This is a genomic window from Microbacterium sp. PI-1, assembly GCF_004337555.1.
GTDB lineage: Bacteria > Actinomycetota > Actinomycetes > Actinomycetales > Microbacteriaceae > Microbacterium > Microbacterium aurugineum.
The window spans coordinates 137,420-157,420 of record NZ_SJYZ01000007.1; the positions used below are offsets into that span (position 1 = coordinate 137,420).

Annotated in this window: 24 protein-coding genes; 16 read left to right on the forward strand and 8 right to left on the reverse strand. The window is 68.6% G+C overall.

The annotated features are described in order from the left end of the window. Window positions 1-148 precede the first annotated feature (148 nt). Window positions 149-421 carry a type II toxin-antitoxin system VapC family toxin gene (locus E0W80_RS08450; RefSeq protein WP_323131588.1) on the forward strand — a complete coding sequence of 91 codons (273 nt, stop codon included), beginning with the start codon at window positions 149-151 and terminating at the stop codon, window positions 419-421. A gap of 6 nt (window positions 422-427) precedes the next feature. Here E0W80_RS08450 and E0W80_RS08455 read toward each other — a convergent pair whose 3' ends face one another. The 5 genes from E0W80_RS08455 to E0W80_RS08475 form a co-directional block, all read right to left on the reverse strand. After that, window positions 428-1,348: a carbohydrate ABC transporter permease gene (locus tag E0W80_RS08455; protein WP_047522959.1), complete on the reverse strand. Its 921-nt coding sequence runs from the start codon at window positions 1,346-1,348 to the stop codon at window positions 428-430. Continuing rightward, window positions 1,345-2,322: a sugar ABC transporter permease gene (locus E0W80_RS08460; RefSeq protein WP_131492091.1), complete on the reverse strand. Its 978-nt coding sequence runs from the start codon at window positions 2,320-2,322 to the stop codon at window positions 1,345-1,347. Before E0W80_RS08460 ends, E0W80_RS08455 begins: the two co-directional genes overlap by 4 nt. Window positions 2,323-2,412: 90 nt before the next feature. Further along, a complete protein-coding gene (locus E0W80_RS08465; RefSeq protein ID WP_131492092.1) occupies window positions 2,413-3,726 on the reverse strand; it encodes an extracellular solute-binding protein in 1,314 nt (437 codons plus the stop codon). Window positions 3,727-3,920: 194 nt separating this feature from the next. Continuing rightward, entirely contained in the window at window positions 3,921-4,742 is an 822-nt protein-coding gene (locus E0W80_RS08470) for an MOSC N-terminal beta barrel domain-containing protein (RefSeq protein WP_131492093.1), read from the reverse strand. 129 nt (window positions 4,743-4,871) lie between these two features. Then, window positions 4,872-5,057 carry a DUF3073 domain-containing protein gene (locus E0W80_RS08475; RefSeq protein WP_029259537.1) on the reverse strand — a complete coding sequence of 62 codons (186 nt, stop codon included), beginning with the start codon at window positions 5,055-5,057 and terminating at the stop codon, window positions 4,872-4,874. A gap of 150 nt (window positions 5,058-5,207) precedes the next feature. Between E0W80_RS08475 and E0W80_RS08480 the strand changes: the two genes are divergently transcribed. Next, window positions 5,208-5,750 (forward strand): universal stress protein, encoded by a 543-nt coding sequence (locus tag E0W80_RS08480; protein ID WP_131492094.1) that lies wholly within the window; start codon window positions 5,208-5,210, stop codon window positions 5,748-5,750. 108 nt (window positions 5,751-5,858) lie between these two features. Here E0W80_RS08480 and E0W80_RS08485 read toward each other — a convergent pair whose 3' ends face one another. Further along, window positions 5,859-6,485, reverse strand: a complete 627-nt coding sequence (locus tag E0W80_RS08485) for a PadR family transcriptional regulator (RefSeq protein WP_047522962.1) — start codon at window positions 6,483-6,485, stop codon at window positions 5,859-5,861. Beyond that, window positions 6,482-7,321, reverse strand: a complete 840-nt coding sequence (locus E0W80_RS08490) for a DUF4097 family beta strand repeat-containing protein (protein WP_131492095.1) — start codon at window positions 7,319-7,321, stop codon at window positions 6,482-6,484. The genes E0W80_RS08485 and E0W80_RS08490 overlap by 4 nt, the downstream gene beginning before the upstream one ends. Window positions 7,322-7,468: 147 nt before the next feature. On the opposite strand from E0W80_RS08490, the gene E0W80_RS08495 reads away from it, so the two are divergent. The 10 genes from E0W80_RS08495 to E0W80_RS08540 all read left to right on the forward strand — a co-directional run bounded on the left by E0W80_RS08495 (window position 7,469) and on the right by E0W80_RS08540 (window position 15,803). Then, on the forward strand, window positions 7,469-8,131 hold the full coding sequence (locus E0W80_RS08495; RefSeq protein ID WP_047522964.1) for a GntR family transcriptional regulator: 663 nt from the start codon (window positions 7,469-7,471) through the stop codon (window positions 8,129-8,131). A gap of 66 nt (window positions 8,132-8,197) precedes the next feature. Beyond that, window positions 8,198-8,995, forward strand: coding sequence for an MBL fold metallo-hydrolase (locus E0W80_RS08500; RefSeq protein WP_240740483.1), 798 nt, complete (start codon window positions 8,198-8,200; stop codon window positions 8,993-8,995). A 24-nt stretch (window positions 8,996-9,019) separates the two neighbouring features. Then, window positions 9,020-9,808, forward strand: coding sequence for an NAD(P)-dependent oxidoreductase (locus tag E0W80_RS08505; RefSeq protein ID WP_240740484.1), 789 nt, complete (start codon window positions 9,020-9,022; stop codon window positions 9,806-9,808). Beyond that, window positions 9,805-10,794 carry a phosphoglycerate dehydrogenase gene (locus E0W80_RS08510; RefSeq protein ID WP_131492096.1) on the forward strand — a complete coding sequence of 330 codons (990 nt, stop codon included), beginning with the start codon at window positions 9,805-9,807 and terminating at the stop codon, window positions 10,792-10,794. The genes E0W80_RS08505 and E0W80_RS08510 overlap by 4 nt, the downstream gene beginning before the upstream one ends. Then, a complete protein-coding gene (locus E0W80_RS08515) occupies window positions 10,791-11,597 on the forward strand; it encodes a TIM barrel protein (protein ID WP_131492097.1) in 807 nt (268 codons plus the stop codon). The genes E0W80_RS08510 and E0W80_RS08515 overlap by 4 nt, the downstream gene beginning before the upstream one ends. After that, window positions 11,594-12,262, forward strand: coding sequence for a hypothetical protein (locus E0W80_RS08520; protein WP_131492098.1), 669 nt, complete (start codon window positions 11,594-11,596; stop codon window positions 12,260-12,262). The genes E0W80_RS08515 and E0W80_RS08520 overlap by 4 nt, the downstream gene beginning before the upstream one ends. Beyond that, a complete protein-coding gene (gene otnK, locus E0W80_RS08525; RefSeq protein WP_131492099.1) occupies window positions 12,259-13,485 on the forward strand; it encodes a 3-oxo-tetronate kinase in 1,227 nt (408 codons plus the stop codon). Before E0W80_RS08520 ends, otnK begins: the two co-directional genes overlap by 4 nt. Beyond that, window positions 13,482-14,120, forward strand: coding sequence for a class II aldolase/adducin family protein (locus tag E0W80_RS08530; protein ID WP_131492100.1), 639 nt, complete (start codon window positions 13,482-13,484; stop codon window positions 14,118-14,120). Before otnK ends, E0W80_RS08530 begins: the two co-directional genes overlap by 4 nt. Next, the gene (locus E0W80_RS08535) at window positions 14,117-14,794 is read left to right on the forward strand and encodes a substrate-binding domain-containing protein (RefSeq protein ID WP_131492101.1); all 678 of its coding nucleotides are present in this window, start codon (window positions 14,117-14,119) and stop codon (window positions 14,792-14,794) included. The genes E0W80_RS08530 and E0W80_RS08535 overlap by 4 nt, the downstream gene beginning before the upstream one ends. Window positions 14,795-14,816: 22 nt before the next feature. Next, the gene (locus E0W80_RS08540; protein WP_131492102.1) at window positions 14,817-15,803 is read left to right on the forward strand and encodes a nucleoside hydrolase; all 987 of its coding nucleotides are present in this window, start codon (window positions 14,817-14,819) and stop codon (window positions 15,801-15,803) included. Between the two features lie 14 nt (window positions 15,804-15,817). Here the strand turns inward: E0W80_RS08540 and E0W80_RS08545 are convergent, their stop codons facing one another. Then, a complete protein-coding gene (locus E0W80_RS08545) occupies window positions 15,818-16,231 on the reverse strand; it encodes a hypothetical protein (RefSeq protein WP_131492103.1) in 414 nt (137 codons plus the stop codon). Between the two features lie 171 nt (window positions 16,232-16,402). Between E0W80_RS08545 and E0W80_RS08550 the strand changes: the two genes are divergently transcribed. The 4 genes from E0W80_RS08550 (at window position 16,403) to E0W80_RS08565 (ending at window position 19,920) form a co-directional block, all read left to right on the forward strand. Then, complete coding sequence (locus E0W80_RS08550) at window positions 16,403-17,719, forward strand: MFS transporter (RefSeq protein ID WP_232762728.1); 1,317 nt, start codon at window positions 16,403-16,405, stop codon at window positions 17,717-17,719. A gap of 7 nt (window positions 17,720-17,726) precedes the next feature. Further along, the gene (locus E0W80_RS08555; RefSeq protein WP_131492104.1) at window positions 17,727-18,017 is read left to right on the forward strand and encodes a hypothetical protein; all 291 of its coding nucleotides are present in this window, start codon (window positions 17,727-17,729) and stop codon (window positions 18,015-18,017) included. A 15-nt stretch (window positions 18,018-18,032) separates the two neighbouring features. Continuing rightward, window positions 18,033-18,998 (forward strand): nucleoside hydrolase, encoded by a 966-nt coding sequence (locus tag E0W80_RS08560; RefSeq protein ID WP_165875425.1) that lies wholly within the window; start codon window positions 18,033-18,035, stop codon window positions 18,996-18,998. Window positions 18,999-19,122: 124 nt separating this feature from the next. Then, window positions 19,123-19,920 (forward strand): MerR family transcriptional regulator, encoded by a 798-nt coding sequence (locus tag E0W80_RS08565; RefSeq protein ID WP_131492106.1) that lies wholly within the window; start codon window positions 19,123-19,125, stop codon window positions 19,918-19,920. The last annotated feature ends 81 nt before the right edge of the window (window positions 19,921-20,001 follow it).

The window sequence follows — 20,001 nt, forward strand, 5'->3', positions numbered from 1 at the left end:
GCCCGGAGGATTCCCCTCCGGGCCGGTCGTCTGTGTGCACGAAGAAGCGTCCTGCACGACGGCGGACGATATCGGGTTTACCGATTCCCCGGCCGCCGCCCTCTGGCGCCGCGCGGCGAGCGCACCCTGGGGATCAGGATGATCTGAGCTGGCGCTCATCGCGTCCCGCCCCACTGTGCCGGAACTCCTGGCCGCGCTCGAGGCTGCGGCCATCGACCTCGCGCGGCTCCGCGTCGAGCTGCACCCCACGCTGCCGCTCGTCCCGCACGTGCTGGCGCTGCGCCGGAACGTGACGGCCTATGACGCGGCCTCTGTCGCGCTCGCGAGCGTGTTCGGGTGCACGCTGCTCACGCATGACCGGAGGCTGGCGCGCGCAGCCTCCGGTCACTGCACCGTCGAGGTGCCTGTCACGTCCGACTGACCAAGATCAGCCCTTCACGGCGCCGGCGGCGAGCCCGGAACGCCAGTACTTCTGCAGGGCGAAGAACAGCAGCACGAGCGGGATGACACCGAGCAGGGCGCCGAGCATGACGGCTCCCTTGTCGGGGGCGAAGTAGCTCACCATGCCGTACAGGCCGAGCGTCACGGGCTTCAGATCTTGGCTGGAGATCATCATCAGTGGCAGCAGGAAGTTGTTCCACGTGGCCACGAAGATGAACAGGAAGATCGTCACCATCGCGGGCCCCAGCAGGCGCATCACGATCGTGAAGAAGATGCGGGCCTCTCCGGCGCCGTCGATGCGGGCCGCCTCCAGCAGTTCGGTCGGCACCGACGACTGCGCGTAGACCATCCCGAGGAAGACGCCGAACGGCGACACCGCCGAGGGGATGATGATCGCCCAGACGGTGTTGGTCAGGCCGAGTGCCTGGAACTCGATGTACAGCGGCACGGTCAGCAGCGCGACCGGCAGCAGGAGCCCGGCCATGATGACCCCGACGGCGAGGCGTTTGCCGGGGAACGCGAACTTCGCGATCGCGTAGCCGGCCATCACGGCGAACAGTGTGCCGATGACGCCGGCGCTCACGGAGTACAGCATCGAGTTGCCGACCCAGCGCCAGAACAGGCCCTGGGTCCAGTCCATCAGGCTGCTGTAGTTGGCGGCGAGGTTGCCGTCGGCGAACCAGAAGCCGAAGGTCGAGGTGAGGTCGGTGTTGTTCTTCGTCGACGCGACGATGAGCCAGTACACCGGGACGAGGAAGTACAGCGTCGCGACGACGAGGGCGGTGATGCCGAATGCGCGTGCGACGGGGGTGGGAGCGATCGACGGCGGTGGTGCATCCGCGTCGCGCGGCCGGCGGGGGCGTCGTCGTGATGACGTCGCGGTGGTGAGGAGGCGCGTGGTGGTCATGCGTCGCCCTTCCGGCGCTGGAGCAGCGCGTACACGATCGCGAGCACACCCGCGATCAGAGCCATGAGCAGGGAGTAGGCGGAGGCCGGACCGCTGCCGGACGGCGAGATCTCGCCCATCATCGTGTTGTAGGTGAGCATCATCGGTGTGAAGTCCTTGCCCATCCACGAGTTCGCGGCCTGCAGCACGACCGGCTCGTTGAACAGCTGGATGGTGCCGATGATCGACAGCAGCACGGCGAGGAGGGCGGCCCCGCGCACGAGCGGCACCTTGATGCGCATCGAGATCTGGAAGCCGGAGGCCCCGTCGAGACGAGCCGCTTCGTAGAGGTCGCGCGGAACGGCCTGCAGCGCCGACAGGAAGATCAGCATGTTGTAGCCCGTGTAGGTCCAGGTCGTCATGTTCGCCATCGAGAACAGGATCGTGCCCGGTGCCATGAAGTCGGTGCCCTCCGGGAGGAAGGGCAGGAAGGGCGAGACCTCGGGTGTGTATAGGTAGAGCCACATCATGGCGGCGATGATGCCGGGAACCGCGTAGGGGAGGAAGAACGAGAGCCGGAAGAGCGTGGGGCGGCGCACGATGAAGGAGTCCAGCAGCAGGGCGAGACCGAGTGCCAGCAGGATCATCACCGGGATCTGCAGGGCGGCGTAGAGGACCACACGCCCCATCCCCGTCCAGAAGGCGCCGTTGGTCGCCGCGGTGACGAAGTTCTCGAGGCCGACGAACGTATCGACGAGTTCGCCGCCGCCGTAGAGGCCGCCTCCCGCCGGAACCTGCGCGAAGAACGACGACCGGATCGACACGATGATCGGCACCAGGAAGACCAGCACGAAGAGCACGGCGAACGGCGTCATGAACAGCCATCCCGTGAGACCCTCGCGTCGGGTCCCGAACCGCCGTCGGCGGGTGGGGTCCGCGGGGATGCGCGGCGCCGGTGCCGAAGTCGCGCCTCGTGTTTCGGTCACTGTGACCATGGTGTCGCCTCTCGACCTCAAGACGACGGCGGAGTGCACGATTGCGCGTGCACTCCGCCGTCGATCATCCGATGATGCCTTCTCGCCGACTCACTCCGCGACCGGGAGTCCGAGATCCTTCAGCGAGGCCACGGCGGTGTCCTGCGCAGTGGTGAAGATGTCGGCGACCGTCGCCGTGCCGGCGACGGCGGCCGCGGCGGTCTCGTTCATCTTCGACAGCGTCGAGAAGCCCGGGGCGTACGGGAAGTCGGGGTTCAGGTTCTCGGTCGCCGTGCCGAGTTCGGCGAGCACATCCTGACCGCCGAACTGACGGAGCATCTTCTCGGGGGTCTCCACGTCGCCCTTGGCGGCGACGACGAGGCCCTGGGAGGCGAGGTCGTCGACCTGCGTGTTGAACCAGGCGTTGAACTCCATGGCCTCGGCGGGGTGCTCGCATCCCTTCATCACGGAGACGCCGGAGCCGCCGTCGGGGCCGCTCATCGCGCCGGCGCCGAAGTCGGGGAGCTGAGCCACACGCCACTGTCCTTCGGCCGGGGTGCCGTCGAGCGAGTCGAGGAGGAAACCGGCCTCCCATGCGGCTCCGACATGGCCGATGAGGCTGCCGTCGTTGAGCGCGGCGGTGAAGCCTTCGCCCCAGCGCTCGGTCGCGAGCGTCTGCTTGCTGTCGAGCAGACCCTGCCAGAATGCGGCCACACGCTCGGAGCCGTCGCCCTCGGCGTCGACCTTCCACTCGTCGCCGGCGGTGGTGAACCAGGTGTCCCCGGCCGCGGCCGACTGGGCGGAGAGCCAGTTCTGCGCCTCGTCGGGCGTGAAGGCGGTGACGTACTTGCCTGCGGCCGTTGCCGTGGCGGAGTCGGCCGTGAGATCGTCCAGCGTCTTCGGGGCATCGAGGCCCAGCGCCGTGAACTCGGCCTCGTTGTAGAAGTACACGAGGGGGCCGGTGTCCTGCGGGAGGCCCACGATCGCGTCGCCGACCTTCATGCCGCTGAAGGCCCCGGCCGAGAAGTCGTCTTCGTACTTCTTGGCCTCGTCCGCGACGTCCTGCAGCAGTCCCTTGACGAACAGCTGCGGCACCTCGGAGTACCCGGTCTGCGCGAGGCAGGGACCGTTGCCAGCCTTCACGTCGGTCTCGAGCTTGAGGATCATGTCGCTCGACTTGCCGTCGAACTTCGTCGCCTTCACCTGGATGTCGGGGTGATCGGCGTTCCAACGCTCGACGATCTCCGAGGTGGGGGTCATCCCTTCGCCATCGGGGAGGCGGTGCAGGTACTCGATGGTGACGGGGTCGCCGCCGGCGCTGCTGTCACCGGAATCGCCGGATGAGCACGCGGCGAGGCCGAAGGCCGACACCGCACCCACCGCGACGATCGCGGCGGTGCGGGTGAAGCGAGGGGTGATTGCCATGCTGTTCTCCTCTTCGAGGTCAGGTTCATGCGGACCGCCCTGGGCCGGGGCTGACGCCGGAGCGTCGTCGATCACAAGCACATCAAATCAGAAAATGTTTGCGCTCACAAGCCTGGGATGACGAGAACTCGGCGCAAGATGGCCTCGCCAAAGGGAGCGCTGACATCACGACGGCATGCGGTCGCGGATCCTGCTCACCCCGCGCGGACCTCGTCGCCGACGCGGATCACGCCGCCCGCGTGAAGCTCGCCGTGATCCGACGGTGTCCAGTTGGGGAGGAGCAGGCGTCCGAGGGTCGGCTCCGGCTGCGCGAAGGAGCCCGTGAGGGTCGTGAGCACCGCGGCATCCCGCACGCCGGTGTCCGGGTTCGCATGGGTCGCGAGGCACCGCACGATGGGCCCGGCCGCCTGGAAGACGACGCTGCCGACGCGGACCTCCCCCGTCCAGTCGAGCTCGCTCCAGGGTGCACTGTCGTCGATCACCACGTTGGAACGGAAGCGTCGGTCGTCGACGCTCATCCCGAGGGCTTCACCCAGTGCGTGCACGCTGCCCCGGCCATGCACCGAGACGTAGCCGCGCGGACGATCCTGAAAGCGCGAGGTCTCCCCATCGCCGACGAGCACGAGCGGGAGTCGACCTGGTCGCCGGAGGCGACGGCCTTCGGGGCTCGCCAGGACGAACTCGGTCACGGCTGCGGTCAGCTCGCGCCGACCATCGTCGTCGAGTCCTGCCTCGACGAGCACCGTGCCGGAGTGTTCGATCCGCACGCGCCGTGTCTCGTCGTCGTATCCGGTGCGCAGGGCGGCGAGAGCGGGGAAGTCCTGGAGTGCGAGTCCCTTGGATTTGGGCCAATAGTCCAGGCCGTCCCGGTCTTCCGGCACGGCGGCGTCCGCGAATCGGAACGCCAGTACGCGGTCTCCGGCGATCCGGCCGTCGGCTTGCACGGTCAGGGCGTCGCGGCGCTCGGGGGTGAGCCCCTTGATCGGGTGACGGTAGAGGGCGACGACGCGGGCCATGAGGAGATCTTCTCAGGTGCCGACACCCGCGCATGACGGACAGCGCTCCGTCGCCGAGGATCACCTCACAGGCGGCGGGCATGACGAAACACCCGCATGGCCTGCGGGTGTTCGAAACAGATCAGGCGGTCAGGCCTTCTCTAGTTCGTCCTCGTCTTCGTCGGCATAGTCATCCGCCCACTTGTCGACATATGCGTCTTCGTCGGTCGGGTGACCCAGCTCGCGCTCGAGAGCGGAGTAGTTCACCGACGGACTGTACGCCTTGAGTTCGCGGGCGATCTTGGTGTGTTTCGCCTTCTGACGGCCACGGCCCATGCGCGAGACCCCCTCACGAGTTAAGCGGCGGGATTCGAGGCCCGCGGCATTTTTCACGACACCGGCCTGAAGCCGGTAAGAGTAGCATTCAGAATAGCACGCGGGTAAGACGCTCTGGCCTAAGCCAGACCGGTGAAGGGAACGATCTTCATGACCGACGACACCTCCACTCCGTCCGACGAGGCCGCACAGAACGCGGCATTGCAGAAAGCCGTCATCGTCGGCATGCAACCGGGCCAGGACCGACACGTGATCGATGAGGCCGTGAGATACGCGCGTCTGCTGAGCGCGCCGCTCGTCGTCGCGCACGTCGATGTCACGCGTTTCGTGACCTACGAAGACCCGGACGGGTACGTGCACTCGGCGCCGATCGACATCAACTTCGATGCGGGTGCCGCGGAGTTCGAGGCGGTCGAGGCCGAAGCTGCGAGGTTGCTCGCGGGCGCGGACATCACCTGGACCGCCCGCCAGCTCGTCGGGGATCCGGCCCTGGCGATCAAGCAACTCGCCAACAAGCTGGATGCGCAGCTGATCGTCGTCGGCACGCGCAAGCGCGGCATCGGCGAATCGATCAGGGAGTTCTTCACCGGCTCGGTCGCAGCGCGCCTCGCCCACCGGCAGCATCGCTCGATCCTGGTCGTGCCCCTCGGCGAGATGGTGCCGGATGACCAGAAGGAGATCTGGCCGGAGTGACGCGGCGACACCCCTCCTGACCGTCGACGCCCCCTCGCATTCCCGGGAATGCGAGGGGGCGTCGACGATCAGAGGGGGTGTCGAGCATCGGTGGGGGGGGATGCGGGGTCAGGATCCGCGGACGCTGAGGGCTGCCGTCACGTTGCGGGCGGCCTCGTCGAGCGCCGTCTCAAGCTCGGTGACGACGGATGACGACAGGGTGCCGCCCTTGGCGAGGTGGGTGCGCAGATCGGTCCGCACCCGGGCGCGGAAAGCGTTGACCACGGCATCCGCTCGGTGCATCTCCTCTCGACTGAGGAGTCGGGAGTCGTCGCTCTCCGTGCGTGGCCGGCTCTTCGCCGCCGAGCGTTCACCCTTCTCGGCAGCGGCGAGGTCGGCGCGGAGGCTCTTCATCGCGTCCTGGACGCTCTGGCGCACTTCACTGGCGATCAGGCGCACGGAGTCCGTGATCCCGGCCTCGATCCCGGCGAGGTCGCCCTCCCGTGAGGCGAGCTCCGCGCGGCCGGCTTCGGTGATCGAGTAGATCGTGGTGCGGCCGTCGACGGTCTTCGTGACCAGGCCCTCCTCCTCGAGCTTCGCCAGGCGCGGGTAGATGGTCCCGGCGCTGGGCGTGTAGGTGCCGCCGGTGCGGTCGGTGAGCGACTGGATGATGCCGTAGCCGTGCTGCGGCGCCTCGGCGAGGAGCGACAGCAGGTACAGACGGAGGTCGCCGTGCGAGAAGACGGCCGGGGTCATGCGTCCCACTCCTCGTCGTCGGTGATGGAGGCCGGGGTGCGGCGGAGGACGGTGACGCCACCGGAGACGGAGTTCGCGCGCAGGTCGACGAAGCGCCCGGCGAGCTCCCCGGTGGTGCCGGTGTAGTTGCTGGGGCCCGAGGTGCTGCGCTCGATCCCGTCGATGAGCAGCCGACCGCTCAGGGACCGGATGACGTAGTTCGCGGCGAGTGACTCGTCGAGGCGCACCGTGGTGCCGCCGGAGACCGAGTTGACGTTGATGGTGTTCACGTCGCCGGCCGCATCCACGAGCGTCGAGCCCGAGACGATGTCGACCGTCGCCTTGCGCACGGCCCCGGTGACGGCGACATCGCCGGAGACGCTGTTGGCGCTGATCGAACCGGTGAGTCCGCGCACCTGCACATCGCCGGAGACGGAGTTGACTGTGAGGTCGCCGATCAGGGTGTCGACGATGATGTCGCCGGACACGGTGTTCAGGCGTGCGTCGTTGCGGATGCCCGAGACCAGGGCGCCGGCACTGACCACGCCGAGGGTCAGGGCGATCGAGCGGGGGACCGCCACGCTCACCTCGGCGCGGGGGCCACCGGAGCCGAAGTTGCGGAACACCTCGAGGAAGTTGTCCCAGCCCAACTGCGGGTGGTCGATCTCGACCTCACCGTCGTGGGACTCGATACGGAGGTCTTTGGTGGTGACACCGTGCACCTCGATGCGGATGCCGGGTTCGTCGTGGGCGATGACATCCACCTGTCCGCCGACCAGGCCCACCTTGAGGCGGGTGACGGACTCGATGTCGATGACGCGTTCCTCGCCCGGGGCGATGAGCCACTTCTCGGTCATGTGCTTCTCCTGTGTGAGTGTTCGAGATATATCGTGTGTCGCCACAGTAACACGATATATCTCGACATTGTCAACCCCCGCGCGTCCGTCGGAGGGTCGATGGGCCGAGCGGTAGTCTTCGACGGAAGGACTTCGAGGGGAGAAGATGTGGCCGGGCGATCGACGAAGCAGCCCATCGCCGACCGAATGTACGAGGTGCTGCTGCACCAGTTCATGTCGGGGGAGCGGGCGGCGGGGCAGAGCCTGAACATCGGTGCCCTGTCACGCGAGCTGGATGTCAGTCAGACGCCCCTGCGTGAGGCCCTGGCGCGGCTGGAGCACACCGGACTCGTCCAGCGCGAGGCCCTGCGGGGCTACCGCGTGGCCCCGGTCATGACGCGGGAAGAGGTGGAGCAGCTCGGCGAGGCCCGTGTGCTGCTGGAGCCCCGTCTCGCCTACGAAGCCGCGCAGCGGACGACCCCTGAATTCCTGGAGGGTCTGCGCGAGGCGGTGGAGGACTTCCGGCGCTCGGCCGAGGTCGCCGATACCGAGACCGAAGGCTTCGACCTCTACTGGCGCAGCGATGCGCGCTTCCACATGATGATCGCCGCGCAGTCCGGCAACGCCTTCCTGGAGCTGTCCTATGCGGCACTCGGCGGGCAGATCCAGCGGTTCCGCCTGTTCTCGAAGTTCGGGCGCACAGGAGCGGTGAGCGCGGCACCGGAGCACGATGCGGTGTACCAGGCGATCGTGGCCGGTGACGCGGAGGGCGCGGCCGACGCGATGCGCCACCACATCATCGGTGCCACCGAGCGGCTTCTGAACGCCTGAACGGCGAGCGGTTCCGCGAAGGAGGCGACCTGTCGCTCCTGGAGGGATTGCGCTATACTATTTTTTGTGAGCGCGCAGAGTGAGGGCACCATGTCGACGTCGACGACCGGATCAGCCGGACCGTCCGGATACGTCGCACGTCCGCTCGTCGAGGGCTTCCCCGGTAAGTCGAGTTCGCACGGTGCATTCGGATGGAGCAGCCTGTGGCTGCTCGATGACGGCGTGCGACGCGTGCTGGTCGATGCCGGACAGCCCGCGTACATCCCCCTCATCCATGCCGGCCTCGAGCGATACGGTCTGACCACGGACGACGTGACCGACGTGCTGCTGACGCACATGCACTGGGATCACGTCTCGAACTTCCCGATGTTCGCGAACGCCACGACCTGGGTGGGGGAGCGCGAGCTGCGCTGGGCGGCCGAGCAGCCGTCCGGGACCCCCTTCCTTCCCGACCTCCACGTGCAGGAGCTTCTTCGCCGCACGGATCGGGTCGGACGCATGGCGGCGGGCCAGGAAGTGCTCCCCGGCATCCATGCCATCGACAGCGCAGGGCATACCCCGCACCACCTCGCCTTCTATCTCGAGCGTGCGGACGAGAAGCGCGTCTTCGCCGGGGATGCGGTCAAGAATCTGTACGAACTCGCCTCGGGGCGGGTCGACTCGACGCTCGACGCCGACACCAGCGCGGCCACGATCGTCGCGATGCGCTCACTGCTGACCGACACCGGAGCCAGCCTCGTACCCGGACACGACGTCGAACTGCGATGGGAGGCCGGCGAGGCACACCGCCGACGCCCCGCGGGAGCCGCGATCGGCTTCTTCGCCGATGCCTCCACGGGTGAAGAGGACCGCAGCATCGGCTGACCGCCGAGCGCGCACGAGAGGACGATGATGACGACAGTGCTGTACACCGGCGGGACCGGGCGCATGGGACGGGTGATCCGCGAGGGGCTCGCCTCCCGCTACGACCGCGTCGTGCTGTTCGCGCGGACCGACACCGATGAGTCGCTCCTCCCCGGCGAAGAGGTCGTGATCGGTGATCTCGGCGACCTCGACGCGCTCACGGCGGCGGCGGAGGGCGTGGACGTGATCGTGCACCTCGGCGGGATCGCGGACGAAGCGTCGTTCGAGGAGATCCGCCGCGGGAACATCGACGGCACCTATCACGTCTACGAAGCAGCGCGACGGGCCGGTGTGCGCCGTGTCGTCTACGCCAGCTCCAACCACGTCGTCGGTTTCCATCCCGCGGAGGAGGTGCTGGACGAGAGCGCATCGCTGCGTCCGGACACCTTCTACGGGGTCTCGAAGGCGTTCGGTGAGGCCCTCGCCAGCCTCTACCACGATAAGTGGGGGGTCGAGTCGGTGCTCGTCCGCATCGGCACCTTCCGTCCGGAGCCCGAGGACAGGCGTCAGCTCGCGCTCTGGCTCAGCTGGCGCGACGGGGTCGAGCTCTTCCGCTGCGCAATCGAGAGCGCCCCGGTGGGCTGTGCGGTCGTCTACGGCTGCTCGGCCAACACCGGCCGCTGGTGGAACGGTGACGCGGGATGGGCCGCGATCGGCTACGTGCCCCGCGACGATGCCGCCGACCACACCGACGGCGTGGACTTCTCCGCCCCCGCACCCACTCTGCACGGCGGCGCTTTCGCCGCCCCCGACTACGAAGGAGGGATCTGGTGACATCGCCCGATTCCCAGGATGTGCTGATCACCACCGCGTTCCTCGAACCCGGCGACGAGGTCGACCGGATGCTGCGCGGCGCAGGACTCACGACTCGGCATGAGCCGGAGCTCGAACGCCTGTCCGCCGAGGAACGGGCCCGGGCGCTCTCGGGCGTCCGCGCGATCATCGCCGGCACCCGCCCCCTGGGCGAGGAGGAGTTCGCGCAGGCCCCCGCGCTGCGCATGATCGTGCGCACGGGCGTCGGCTACGACAGCGTCGACGTGGGTGCGGCGACGGCACGCCGAGTTCCCGTGTGCGTCACCCCCGGCGCCAACCGTCAGGCGGTCGCGGAGCACGTCTTCGCCTTGGCGCTCGCCTGTGCCCGGCGCATCCCCGAGAACATCAGCAACCTCGCGGCGGGCACCTGGCAGCAGCTCACCGGACGGGAGCTGCGGGGAGCGACTCTCGGAATCCTCGGGCTGGGCTCGATCGGAAAAGCGGTCGCGACGATCGCCGCGGGCTTCGGGATGAACGTCGTCGCGTACGATCCGTACTTCGACGAGGGCTTCGCCGCGGCCAACGGCATCCGTCGGCTCGAACTCGAGGATCTGCTCCGAGAAGCCGACTTCGTCACGCTGCACCTGTTCCTCGACGAGACGACCCGGAACCTCCTCGACGCCTCTCGCCTGGCCCTGATGAAGTCCGACGCGGTCCTCATCAACACCGCGCGCGGCGGCATCATCGACGAGGACGCCCTGGTCGACGCCGTCCGCGACGGGCGCATCGGCGCCGCCGCTCTCGACGTCTTCGCGGACGAGCCGCTGGGGGCATCGAGCCCGCTCCTGCACACCCCCGGCATCCTCGCCACGACGCACGTCGCGGGCGCGACCCGCGAGGCCCGTGGCGAGTCCGGTCGCATGGCCGCGCGCAACGTGATCGCGACTCTCCGCGGTCAGGCTCCCGAGTTCGTGGTGAACCCCGACTACGACGCGGTGACCGCATGATCGTCGAAACCTCGTCGGGGCCGGTGCGCCTCGCCGCCAACCTCAAGTGGATGTTCACTGAGGTCCCCTTCGCCGAGCGGTTCGACGCGGCCGCCGAAGCGGGCTTCACCGCGGTGGAGTTCGCCTCGCCCTACGACCTCGCGCCCGCAGAAGTGCGTCGGCTGCTCGACGATGCGGGTCTCGCGCAGATCCTCATCAACACGCCCGCCGGACCCGCGGGGACGCCTACGGCCTCGGGCGCGGCCTTCGTGCCCGGTGCCGAGCAGGAGTTCCGTGACGGGGTGCTGCGGGCGTTGGAGTACGCGACGGTTCTCGGTGCACGAGTGGTCCACGCCATGGCCGGCATCAGGCCGTCCGGAGCCGACCCCGACGCCGCATTCGCGACCTATGTGTCGAACATCTCCTGGGCGGCCGAGCAGGCCCGTGGCACGGGGGTCCGGCTGGCACTGGAAGCGATCAACAAGCGTGATCAGCCCGGCTACGGCCTTGCCTCGATGGAGACCGCGGCGGCGGTGGCGCAGGTGGTGGATCCCGACATCGTCGGCGTGCTCTTCGACGTCTACCACGCGCAGGTCGACCGCGGGAACGTCATCGAGCGTTTCGAGCAGCTCCGGCCGATGGTCGCGCATGTGCAGATCGCCGACAACCCCGGTCGCGGCGAACCCGGAACCGGCGAGATCGCCTACGAGCGCGTGCTCGCCCGGATCGCGCAGAGCGGATACCCCGGGTGGATCGGCTGCGAGTACGCCCCCGTCGCGGGCACCCGCGACGGGCTCACCTGGATCGAGAGGACCCTCCGGTGACCGACCCGAGAATCGCGCTCATCAGCGCGACACCCCTGGCGATCGCCCCGGCGGCCGCCGCCCTCACCGCCGCCCTTCCCACGGCGACGGTGTGGAACCTGCTCGATGATCGTCTCCTGGCCGATGCGCAGACCGAGGGCGGCATCACCGCACCGCTGGCTGCGCGCATGGACAGCCTCATCGAGCTCGCTCTGGCCGGGGGAGCGGATGGCGTGCTGCTCACGTGCTCCCAGTTCGGAGAGCGTGCCGACCGGCGGGAGAGCGATGCCGACGGTGTCACCGTGCTCTCGGCCGACGGTCCCCTCTTCGCCGAAGCCGTCGCCGCCGCCCCCGAACGGGTTCTGCTCGTCGCCTCGTTGGCCTCGGCCGCGAGCGACAGCGGAGCGCGTCTGGAGCAGGCGTTCGCGGCTGCCGGGTCGGCGGCGCGCGTGCACCCGCTGGTGATCCCGGACGCGGCCGCGCCCCTGTCCGCGCCGGAGCTCGTCGAGACACTGGCTGCAGGGATCGCCGGCGTCGACGAGCCCTACGACCTGGTGGTTCTCGCCCAGTACTCGCTCGCGGGGGCCGCGTCGTCCCTCGCGGATCGCTTCGGTGTCACGGTCCTGGACGGGCCGGCCGCAGCCGCTCGACGGTTGACCGCGGCACTCCGGGAGGATCGAGGATGATCGGCGTCATCGCCGACGACATGACGGGGGCGACGGATGTCGCGGCGGCCCTGCGCCGGGCGGGACTGCGCACGCTCCTCGTTCTCGGCACCGAGCTCGACGAGCATGCTGGTCCCGCCGACGGCATCGTCATCGGGCTGAAGACCCGGTCCCTTCCCGTCGAGGAGGCCGTCGCCCAGAGTCTCGCCGCGCTCACGCTGCTACGGCGTCAGGGAGCGGATCGCATCTACGTCAAGTACTGCTCGACGTTCGACTCCACGGACGAGGGCAACATCGGTCCGATCACCGAGGCGATCGCCGACGCCCTTCGCGCGGATCTCGTGGTGACGACGCCGGCCGCACCCCTGCACGGGCGCACCGTCTACCGCGGCCACCTCTTCGTCGGCGACGTGCTGTTGGCAGAGACGCACATGCGCGACCACCCGGTGACCCCGATGCGCGACTCCTCGGTGCCGCGGCTGCTCGCGGCGCAGTGCACGGCGCCGGTCGGGCTCCTGCCCCTCGACGTGGTGCAGCGAGGTGCCGACTCCGTGCGCGAGGTCATGCGACGGTCGCGTGCGGAGGGGATCCGTCACCTCGTCGCCGACGCCGTGACCGATGCCGACCTCGCCGTCCTCGCCGACGCCGTCGACGGGGAGGTCCTCGTGGCCGGATCCGCCGGGCTCGTCGGAGCGATGGCTCTGCGGGAGACGGCGGGCGGCACGACGGCGCCCACGCCCCCATCGGGTCGCACCGCGATCATCGCGGGCAGCTGCTCCCGACGCACGCTCGAGCAGATCGACCGCTTCGTCGGTTCGGGCGGCCCCGCTCATCGCGTCGTGGCCGAGCCCGGCGACACCGCCGAGGAGCTGGCCGCGCGCGCCGTGGAGTGGTGGGAGCACCTGCCCTCCGACGCGGATGCCCTCCTCTACTCCTCCACCCCGGCAGCGGAGCGCCGTCAGGATGTGCCGGGTGCCGGCGAGCTCTACGAACAGGCGGCGGGCCTCATCGCCTCGCAGCTGTCGGATCGAGGTGTGAAGCGTCTGCTGGTCGCCGGAGGGGAGACCTCCGGCGAGGTCGTCCGGGCCCTCGGCACGACCGTCGCGGTGGTGGGGGAGGAAGTCGCACCGGGAGCCCCCTGGATCCACGACGAGGAGCGCGACGTGCATCTGGTCCTCAAGTCCGGGAACTTCGGCGAGGAGGACCTCTTCGTCGAGGTCGCGGCACAGGGGCGCACAGCATGAGCGCCGATGCCCGCCGCGCGATCGAACGCGTCGCCCACTCGATTCACCGCCGCGGCCTCACGCATGGCCGCACCGGGAACCTCGCCGTGCGCGACGGGGACCGCGTGCTGCTCACGCCGACCGGGGTCAGCCTGGCCGACGTCGACGCGGACCGGCTGTCGGTGGTCGCCCTCGACGGATCGCACCTCGACGGTCCGAAGCCGACGAAGGAAGCCTTCCTCCATGTCGCGCTGCTGCGTGTGCGGCCGGAGGCGAATGCGGTCGTGCACACGCACTCGGTCCATGCCGCCGCGGTGTCGTGCCTGTCCGACGTCGATCCCGAGAATCCGATCCCGCCCCTGACCGCGTACTACGGCATGCGAGTGGGAAAACTGCGGATGCTGCCCTACTTCGCCCCGGGAGACCCGGCAGCGACCGGTGCCGTCGAGGATGCCGCGCGGGTCACGCATGCCCTGCTCCTGCGCAACCACGGCCCCGTCGTCGCCGGGGCCGATCTGGATGCCGCCCTCGACGCGGTGGAGGAGCTCGAGCACACCGCGCAGCTGTTCCTCCTCACGCGCGGCCTCGCCACGTCGCCCCTCACCTCGGCGCAGCTGCACGCGCTCGCCACGCCCTCCGGAAGGACCTCCTCGTGATCACCCTGTACAGCGGGCTCGTCGTCAAGAGCCCCCTCGTCGAGCACGTCCTCCCCGCGTTCGAGCGCGAGACCGGCACGCACATCGAGGCGACGTTCGAGCCCACCACCGTACTCCTGGAACGGATTGCCGCGGGAGAGCGCCCCGACCTGGTGCTCGGCGTCTCGTCCTCCGTCACCGATCTCGCGGCGCGGGGTCTGGTGGACCCCGAGGTCGTCGCCGAGATCGCGGTTTCCTCCGTCGGTTTCGCCCGACCGGACGACGCAGCAGGACCGGCCGACGACTCGGCGGCGACGTTCCTCGACTATCTGCTCGCCGCCCGTGCCGTCGCCTACACGCTCAGCGGGGCGAGCGGTGTGCACTTCATGAAGATGCTTCGCGAGCGTGGCCTCCTCGAACGCATCGATGAGCGCGCGGTGCGATGCGAGAGCGGACTCACGGCTGAGGCGCTGCTCGACGGACGTGCCGACGTCGCGATCCAGCAGGTGAGCGAGTTGCGCTCGGTCCCCGGTGCGCACGTCGTCGAGCCGATTCCCCACGAACTGCAGTCCTACGGGCGGTTCGCCGTCGGTGCCCGTCCCGGCGCCGGCGACGACGCGTCCCGATTCGTCACCCTCTTGACCGAGAAGCCGGCACAGGACGCATTCGCCGCGTTCGGGCTGTCGCGTCCCTGAAACCCGAACGAGGAGAGCACCCATGAGAAGAGTCATCGTCGACACCGACACCGGGGTGGATGACGCCCTGGCCCTGATGCTTCTGGCCGCCGATCCGGAGGTCGAGATCCTGGCGGTGGTCAGCGTCTTCGGCAACACCACCGGAGAGCGGGCCGCCGACAACGCACGGTACGTGCTGGACACCTGCGGACGCACCGACGTTCCGGTCTACCGCGGAGCGGACGAGCCGCTGGTGCAGGAGCTGCGGATGAACCCGGGCATCCACGGCGAGGACGGCTTCGGCAACACGGGACTCCGGCCCGCCGAGTCGGTCGACCCCGAGCCGGTCGGTGTCTCCGTCGTGCTCGACCTCGTCGACCGATATGACGGCGAGATCGACTACCTCGCGCTCGGTCCGCAGACGAACCTCGCCGCTGCTGTCGAGGCCCGGCCCGACCTGCTGCAGCGACTTCGCTCGACCACCATCGTCGGGACGCTCGGCCCGGCGCTGTACCACGACACCGCGCCGTGGGAGGATCGTCGGTTCCGGGTCTCGCGTGACCCCAACGTGTCGTTCGACATCGACGCCGCGCGTATCGTCGCAGCCCACGAGGGCGACGTCACCTGGTGCGGGCCGTACGTCACCCGTCAGGCCCTTGTCCCTGAGGACTTCTTCCTCGACATCGCCTCGTCGACCGGCTTCGCGCCCGCGCAGCTGATCACCGCGATCAGTCGTGACTATGCCGGCTTCTACTCGCGTTCCTACCCGCAGCCGGAGGGGCGCCGGGTCATGGGCATCAACGACAGCATGGCGGTGGCGAGCCTGCTGTATCCGGAACTCGTGACCGGGGCGGTCATGCGGCCGCTCGAGACATTCCGGGACCCCGAGACCGGAGACCGCTACCTCGCCGGCGTGCATCCGGTGAAGGACGAGACGCGACCGATCCACCGCGTCGTCTTCGACATGGATTTCGACGGCGTGCTGGATCGGATCGGCGAGGTGCTGCGGCGACCGCTGCCCTGGCGCTGACCTCCGCGAACGGCTCAGTCGTAGGTGCGCGCGCGGACCCACGGCATCGGCAGCAGATCGGCGGCGGTCACCCACACCGGGTGGCCGCCGCCGTCTGCGAGCGTGCGGATGCCCGGTGCGATCGCGGGCACGACTTCCCGGCAGACGCCGCAGGGGTTGAGGATCACGGTCGTGCCGTCGTCGCGCAGGCCGACCGAGACGATGGCTTCGATCTCCTGCTCACCTCCGATCCGGGCGTTGGCGAGGGCCGTGCTCTCCGCGCAGACGCTCTCTCGTGGGGTGCGCAGGCTGAGGCCGAGGTAGATGGCTCCGGAGGCTCCGCGCGCGGCGGCGGCGACGCGGTGGAGGTTCGCATCGTGCGCACGGATGATCAGGTCTGATGCGGCGGCGAGGAGCCGTCGGTCGTCGTCGTCGAGTGAGGAATTCACGATGAACTCTTTCCGTCACGGAGGGGGCTACTGCTATACTATAGTCGTACTCGGATCTGCTTCCCGAAGATGCACACTCCTCGCCGTTGGGTGAGAACTGTGTCATGACCAGGGGATATCCGCATTCAAGGGTCGATCAACTCCCTCTCGGGGGCAGAGCAAAGGAGCTCCATGAGCACTGAAGAAGTAGTGGCCACCGCACCGCAGCAGCTGAGGGGCAAGGCGAGCCGCACCGAGCGCAAGAACCTCCGTGCCTTGAGCTGGGGGCACGCGCTCGAATGGTACGACTGGGCGATCTTCGGACTGCTGTCGGTCTACCTCGGCGCGGCGTTCTTCCCCTCCGACAGTCCACTCGCCTCGACCTTGAACGCACTCGCCGTCTTCGCGGTCGGGTTCGTCGCACGTCCGCTCGGCGGGGTCGTCTTCGGCTTCGTGGCCGACCGCTTCGGGCGCAGGAAGATCATGATCTTCGCCGTCGGCGCGGTCGCGCTGGGCAGCTTCATCATCGGCGTGCTCCCCGACTACCAGACCATCGGAGCCCTCGCGCCGATCGTCGTCGTCCTCGCGCGCCTCCTGCAGGGACTCTCCGCCGGTGTGGAGGCGCCGCTCGGCACGGCGTACGCGCTCGAGCTGGTTCCGAACCGCCCCGGTTACGTCGCCGGCTTCTTCGCGTTCTTCAACAACCTGGGCAACCTGCTCGCACCCACGTCGATCTTCCTGATCAGCCTGCTGCTGGGCCCCGAAGCCCTCGCCGCGTACGGCTGGCGCATCCCGTTCATCGTGGGTGGTCTGTTCGGTCTGATCGTGCTGTGGCTGCGTCGGACGCTGCCCGAGACCCTCGACACCGCGGCGATCCGCACGGTGGGTGCGGTCCCCACCAAGGACAACTCGGTGTGGCGCGACGTCCGCAAGTACTGGCTGAGCGTGCTCGCGACGGTCTTCATCGTCGGTGCGATCCAGGCGTACAACTACACGTGGATCGCCGGACTCCCGAACCTCGCCAACGGCACGTTCGGGGAAGACCCCACCGCCGTGTTCGCCATCACCACGGGAATGGGCGTCTTCCTGACGGTCGGAGCCTTCGCGCTGAGCCGCATCCTCGATCGGTTCCCGATGTCCAAGTGGTTCGTGGTGGCGCGTCTCGCGGCCATCCCGACGATCTTCCTGGCGCTGCTGTACTCGCAGCCCGGGGTCGGCACGCTCGCCGGCGTGATGTTCGGTGGGGCGATCGTGCTGCTCCTGAACATGACCATCTTCGTCGTCGTGTCCAACTCCCTGCTGCCGCAGCACATCCGCGGCACCGGGCTCGGTCTCGGCTACGGCCTGGGAGTGGCCATCTTCGGTGGCACCGCCTCGTACCTGCTCCTCTGGCTGCAGAGCCAGGGCATGATGTGGATCTTCCCGATCTACATCGCGGCCCTCTGCGCGATCAGCGTGGTGCTCTACGTCCTCGCGAAGCGCCGCAACGGCCTCTTCGTGGGCAAGTGACCTCCTGATGGATCTGTGGCGCGAGATCGTCGGCTGGGCCGGCAGCGCTCTCTTGATCGTCTCGCTCTTGCAGCCGACGATCTCGCGCCTGCGCTGGTTGAACCTCGGAGCCTCTTCGCTGCTGATGGGATACAACCTGATGCTCGGCAGTGCGCCCATGGTCGCCCTCAACATCACGCTGATCGCGATCAACTGCTGGTACCTCTTCGTCTACACGCGTTCCGCCCGCGCCGCACGGCTGAGGGCGGCGACCGTGGACGGGCTCAGTGAAGCGTCCGATCGGCAGACCAGCCGCTAGGACATGAAAGAAAGCATGGATATGGAACGACTGATCATTGACACCGACCCCGGGATCGACGACGCGGGGGCGCTGTTCTGGGCACTCTCCTCCGACGCCTTCCAGATCGAGGCGCTGACCACGGTGTTCGGCAACATCGATGTCGACACGGCGACGGCCAACGCCCGCAAGATCGCCGCCGTCGCCGGTCGTTCCGACCTGCCGATCTGGAAGGGTGCCAGCCGGCCACTGGTCGGCGAACCCCACTTCGCGGAGCACATCCACCGTCCTGGCGGGGTGGGCTTCTGGGAGTACCCGGACCCGGACCCCCAGGCCGAGGTCGAGCCGGACGCCGTCCGCCGGATGATCGACACGGTCATGTCGGCTCCGGGCGAGGTGACGATCATGGCCCTCGCGCCCCTGACGAACGTGGCTCTGGCCATCAAGCTGGAGCCGGAGTTCGCGCGCTCCGTGCGCCGCATCATCTACATGGGCGGCGCGGCACTCACATGGGGCAACGTCACGCCCGTCGCGAGCGCGAACATCTTCAACGATCCCGAAGCCGCGGAGATCGTCATCCAGTCCGGGGCTCCCCTCACGCAGGTCGGCCTGGACGTGTCCCGGAGCTTCGCCCTCACGCCGGACCACGTCCGCACCCTCTGGGAGTCGCGCTCGCCGATGGGCCTGGCGCTCTGCGAGATGATCGGATACCCGGATCGTCAGAACGACCCCGACGAGATGCCCGAGTGGAAGACCGAGGGCATGCACCTCAACGACGTGCCCTGCGTCGCCTATGCCCTCAACCCCGACTGGTTCACGGTGCGCAACCTTCGTGTGGACGTCGAGCTGAACGGGACGCACACCCGCGGACAGACCGTCGTGCAGATGATCGATCGCTGGCAGGGGGTGCCGAACGTCGACGTGCTGTTCGACATCGATGCGCAGGCGGTCGCCGACGCGCTCACGGCCTCGCTCACCGCGTTCGGAACCGCCACCGACTGACCTCTTCACCCTGAACGGCCTCACCCTGGAATCGAGGGTGGGGCCGTTCGTGTGTTTTGGGGTCTTGACCTTGACGTTACGTCAACTCCTAGAGTCGAGTCATCGAACGGAAGGATGCGTAGGCATGGACACGGACGACTGGTCGATCCAGGAGATCGCGCGGCTGGCCGGCACGACGAGTCGCACGCTGCGGCACTACGACCACATCGGTCTGCTGCCGCCCACGCGCATCGCGCACAACGGCTACCGGCATTACGACGCCCAGGCACTCGTACGACTCCAGCGCATCCTCCTGTTGCGGGAGCTCGGACTCGGGCTGCCGCAGATCGCGGAGGTCCTCGGCGCATCCACCGACCGGATGCCCTCGCAGACCGAAGCCTCCGCACTGGAGACCCATCTCGCGCTGCTGCGCGAGGAGCAGACCCGGCTGGCGCGACAGATCGCGTCGGTCGAATCCACCATCACGGCATTGAGAGGAGGTGAACGACTCATGGCAGAGAACATGTTCGACGGTTTCGACCACACGCAGTACAAGGACGAGGTCGAGGAGCGCTGGGGCAAGAAGGCCTACGCCGACAGCGACCGCTGGTGGCGCGGGATGACGGATGCCGAACGCGCCGACTGGCAGCAGCGCGTGTCCGACCTCGGGCGCGACTGGATCGCCGCCGCGGAGAGCGGTATCGATCCGGCATCCTCCGAGGCTCAGGAGATCGCGCGGCGCCACGTCGAGTGGCTCACGGGCATCCCCGGCACACCCGCCGCCGTCCCCGGAGGCGACGTCAAGGCGTACGTGATCGGGCTCGGCGAGATGTACGTCGCGGATCCGCGTTTCGGCGCGAACTACGCGACCTCATCTGGCGGCACGCACGGTGCGGAATTCGTCCGCGACACGCTGCGCATCTACGCGGAGGGCAACCTCTAGCCCAGACCCTCCTTCCGGTCGCGATATGTCACCCCAAATCACCGTTTCGGCTGCCATATCGCGACCGGAATCCGCTGTGGG

What these genes read in the sequence shown, in the direction of transcription:
- otnK (WP_131492099.1), top strand. Translation starts at nt 12,259, where the DNA reads ATGATCGGCGTCATCGCCGACGACATGACGGGGGCGACGGATGTCGCG.
- E0W80_RS08540 (WP_131492102.1), top strand. Translation starts at nt 14,817, where the DNA reads ATGAGAAGAGTCATCGTCGACACCGACACCGGGGTGGATGACGCCCTG.
- E0W80_RS08460 (WP_131492091.1), bottom strand. Translation starts at nt 2,322, where the DNA reads ATGGTCACAGTGACCGAAACACGAGGCGCGACTTCGGCACCGGCGCCG.
- E0W80_RS08480 (WP_131492094.1), top strand. Translation starts at nt 5,208, where the DNA reads ATGACCGACGACACCTCCACTCCGTCCGACGAGGCCGCACAGAACGCG.
- E0W80_RS08560 (WP_165875425.1), top strand. Translation starts at nt 18,033, where the DNA reads ATGGATATGGAACGACTGATCATTGACACCGACCCCGGGATCGACGAC.
- E0W80_RS08565 (WP_131492106.1), top strand. Translation starts at nt 19,123, where the DNA reads ATGGACACGGACGACTGGTCGATCCAGGAGATCGCGCGGCTGGCCGGC.
- E0W80_RS08455 (WP_047522959.1), bottom strand. Translation starts at nt 1,348, where the DNA reads ATGACCACCACGCGCCTCCTCACCACCGCGACGTCATCACGACGACGC.
- E0W80_RS08475 (WP_029259537.1), bottom strand. Translation starts at nt 5,057, where the DNA reads ATGGGCCGTGGCCGTCAGAAGGCGAAACACACCAAGATCGCCCGCGAA.
- E0W80_RS08490 (WP_131492095.1), bottom strand. Translation starts at nt 7,321, where the DNA reads ATGACCGAGAAGTGGCTCATCGCCCCGGGCGAGGAACGCGTCATCGAC.
- E0W80_RS08515 (WP_131492097.1), top strand. Translation starts at nt 10,791, where the DNA reads ATGATCGTCGAAACCTCGTCGGGGCCGGTGCGCCTCGCCGCCAACCTC.
- E0W80_RS08485 (WP_047522962.1), bottom strand. Translation starts at nt 6,485, where the DNA reads ATGACCCCGGCCGTCTTCTCGCACGGCGACCTCCGTCTGTACCTGCTG.
- E0W80_RS08530 (WP_131492100.1), top strand. Translation starts at nt 13,482, where the DNA reads ATGAGCGCCGATGCCCGCCGCGCGATCGAACGCGTCGCCCACTCGATT.
- E0W80_RS08550 (WP_232762728.1), top strand. Translation starts at nt 16,403, where the DNA reads ATGAGCACTGAAGAAGTAGTGGCCACCGCACCGCAGCAGCTGAGGGGC.
- E0W80_RS08470 (WP_131492093.1), bottom strand. Translation starts at nt 4,742, where the DNA reads ATGGCCCGCGTCGTCGCCCTCTACCGTCACCCGATCAAGGGGCTCACC.
- E0W80_RS08465 (WP_131492092.1), bottom strand. Translation starts at nt 3,726, where the DNA reads ATGGCAATCACCCCTCGCTTCACCCGCACCGCCGCGATCGTCGCGGTG.
- E0W80_RS08505 (WP_240740484.1), top strand. Translation starts at nt 9,020, where the DNA reads ATGATGACGACAGTGCTGTACACCGGCGGGACCGGGCGCATGGGACGG.
- E0W80_RS08555 (WP_131492104.1), top strand. Translation starts at nt 17,727, where the DNA reads ATGGATCTGTGGCGCGAGATCGTCGGCTGGGCCGGCAGCGCTCTCTTG.